This window comes from Edaphobacter sp., assembly GCF_035532915.1.
Taxonomy (GTDB): domain Bacteria; phylum Acidobacteriota; class Terriglobia; order Terriglobales; family Acidobacteriaceae; genus Edaphobacter.
Map to the genome: position 1 here is coordinate 1 of NZ_DATKQC010000300.1, position 2921 is coordinate 2921.

2 protein-coding genes are annotated in these 2921 nt (G+C 57.3%); both read right to left on the reverse strand.

Translation table 11 applies throughout. From position 1 onward, the window contains the following. Positions 1–725: 725 nt before the first annotated feature. Positions 726–1979 (reverse strand): TrbI/VirB10 family protein, encoded by a 1254-nt coding sequence (locus VMU57_RS14370; RefSeq protein WP_325384579.1) that lies wholly within the window; start codon positions 1977–1979, stop codon positions 726–728. Positions 1980–1996: 17 nt separating this feature from the next. Next, positions 1997–2921 (reverse strand): hypothetical protein (locus VMU57_RS14375; protein WP_325384581.1); only part of this gene is annotated, 925 nt, incomplete at its 5' end.

The window sequence follows — 2921 nt, forward strand, 5'->3', positions numbered from 1 at the left end:
GGCTGGACTTGGCTGCTGTCTTTCTGCTCCTTGAAGTGTTTTCTCTAGTTGGTTTGGTCTTCAAGCTTCGGAGCATCGCCCGCTATAACCGGGATGTCTATCCTCGCCTCCATTGGAACTGGGAGCACACCTATATCTGTAAGCGTTGCGGGAAACCTCGCTTGATCCCTTCATAGGCGCTGTTAGGCTCAGGTTGCTAATGGCCGAACGAACCCATGCGGAAGTCGCCGGCTGGAGAGCTGGGTTTATTACCCACATCCCACGATTTTGCCCAACTCCACACTGAGGCATCGGGATTGATCTTTGCTCATTTTCAAATTGAGCAATCGGGATCGATGATGCCTCAACCGCACAGTGGGTCATCCGGACCGATCTTTCCTCAAATGCGAATTGGGTCAACGGGAGCCAACATTGCTCAACCGCACAGTGGGTCATCCGGACCGATTTTGCCTCAAACGCACAGTGGGTCATTTGGGCCGATCTTTACCCAAGCGCGGCCTGCCTGAATAGACACGACACTGATCGGGCAGCGGGAGAGTCTCCACAGCATGGGAAGCTCAGCAGGCGCGGTAAGAAGAGGCACAACGGTTTTGTGGTGGATGTTACAGGGCTTGCTGCCGCCAATCTCTCATAAGGTGACCGCAAACGGAATTCGTTCACAGCACACAGAAAGCCCTGGCACGCGGGCCAGGGCGAAGAGAGGAAGTGTTTGAGTTGCGGGCAATCTACTGGGCTGTGGCGACTACCTTGTGAAGTTCGGCAGGCCTTTGTTCATGCTTGGTGAACACGACGTAGATCTTGGTGTCGGCAGGCACGGAAACGACTACGCGACTGTTGGCATTGAGGCTCATGACTTCGGAATCGCCAGCCGTACCGATGTTCTCGGCCAGCCGCTCCCGCAGCATATCGCTCTCGGAAAAGGCAGCGCTCGAATTGTTGCCCGCAACTTCGGCGAGAACCGAGCCGATCCCTGACGCGGCGCGAACCAGAAAGTTCTTGCCTGTGTTCTTCCCGTAGACGTTCCCTTTGATCGGCCCGAGATCGAGCCCGGTTCCAATTGCATCGATCTTCTCCCGCGCGCCATCGAGCAGTTCGATCTCGTCGAACTTCACGCCTACGAGTCCGCTTCGATCGGCCTGCTGGAGTTGACCATACACGCGTGCGCCGGCCGGAACGATAATTCTGTCGCCGATGGCATAGGTGTATTCGACTACCGCTACCACGGGGGCCTGCACAGCACTCGATATCTGGGTCTCAAGCTTGGCTTGAATGCGGGTACCCGGCTTCAGTTCCAATATTGCTACACCATCGTCATCGGAATTGACCTTCGGCGCCACCCCGGCCTGGTTCTGTGTCACACTTCGCACGAAAATGATGGACGGCTCCTTCAGGCCATTTTGCTGTACCTGCGAGGTCTGCTCAGCAGGAGGTCCGCCGTATGGCACTGGATCTTCCCATTTCTGCTGCGTATCCGCAAAGGACGGTACGCTGCCCAGCGAAGTCGCCGCGGAAGGCTTAGCCGCCACTGGCTTGAAATGAGCCTGGTCGTTCAGAGAGCGTGTCCGCCGAATATCACCTGGCCCAAGCTGACCGTTGCTGTTGTCGGGCGCCGGCGTACGCACGGTGTCCATCACCGGCGTCACGCTGCCCTTGGGCGGTTTCATCAACTCCTGATTGGCCTGCTGAGACGGCTGCCTTGCCTGCGTTGGCTTCTTCGGGGATTTGCCGACTAAAGCCGTGAACACAAAGAACAGAACCGCAACGGCCAGCCCGCCGCCGAGAAGGACGAGTTTGCTCTTGCTGATCCCTTCCACTCCCTTTGTGTCAGCTCGTGTCGCGAAGGCTGTTGCAGGTTCATGTCTTCCATTAAGGACGGTTGATTCACGAGCTTGAGTCGGCTCATTCGAGGGCACCGGCTCGGTGGATTCCTCGATTGTGGTGGGCATGCTTCCGTTTCTGCTGGTGTCATTGACGCTCATAGCCTCTGTACTCCTTTCTATTTGCCGTCGCCGGATATGGGTGGGGTGAACGGCAGACGAATCAAGATGGGACGATCCACCTGGTCCGCCTGCGCGATCTGCAGAAACAACTTCTCCGTCGACTCCTTGAAGTTGGGTCGGTCGAAGACAACCACGCCATCAGCTCGGCCTCCAGGCTCAAGCCGTGTTGCGCTCAACCGGTAGTCGCGGATCTCCAGCTGATCCGAGATGATGCCTTTGCCTTCCTTCTTTTTCTTCTTTGAGGCCGTGCGTCCCGTGATCTGGATCTGCGGCGGAACGATCTCTACGGGCTGATCCGAACCGTTCAGGACGGAGTAAGCGATCACGGTCTCATTGCTCCATTGCCGTATGTCGCAAATCGATGTCTCGATCTGCCTGTCCTCCCATTTCGTCCATTTGGGGGCATTCACTTTCTGCTGCTGCCTGAACTCCTCGTCGAGATTGGAAAGCGGCGATAACTCTGGGCCGGTGTCCCTGCCACTGGATTCATGCGCTGGGACCTTGCCAGCTGCGGCTGGCATGGCTGGGGCTCCGGAGTCCGCCGAAATCAGGAAGCTCCGCGCGGATCGGTACTCGATCAGGAAGTCAACCGGCTGCGATTGATTCGGAATGCCAGTGCCATCGCTGACCAACTCCAGCGTCACGTGCTGGCCCGATTTTGTCGCGATCAACAGGTTCGACTGAGCAGCCTGTTTAGTGATGGGCTTGATATAGACGTACTCCGGCTCTCCCTCGTTATGCTCGGCTTTGAACTCACCCGGACTGCCAAGAATGACGGATGTCACCTCCTCTGGCATCCGAATGGTCGACTCAAACTCCGGCCGCAGATGCAGGACCGTGATCTCTCTCGGGTTGATCGTGACTGTGGCGACACGCGCTCCAACCGTCGCGTCCGTCGCGCTGAGGCCCAGTGGAATCAAA

What these genes read in the sequence shown, in the direction of transcription:
- VMU57_RS14370 (WP_325384579.1), bottom strand. Translation starts at nt 1,979, where the DNA reads ATGAGCGTCAATGACACCAGCAGAAACGGAAGCATGCCCACCACAATC.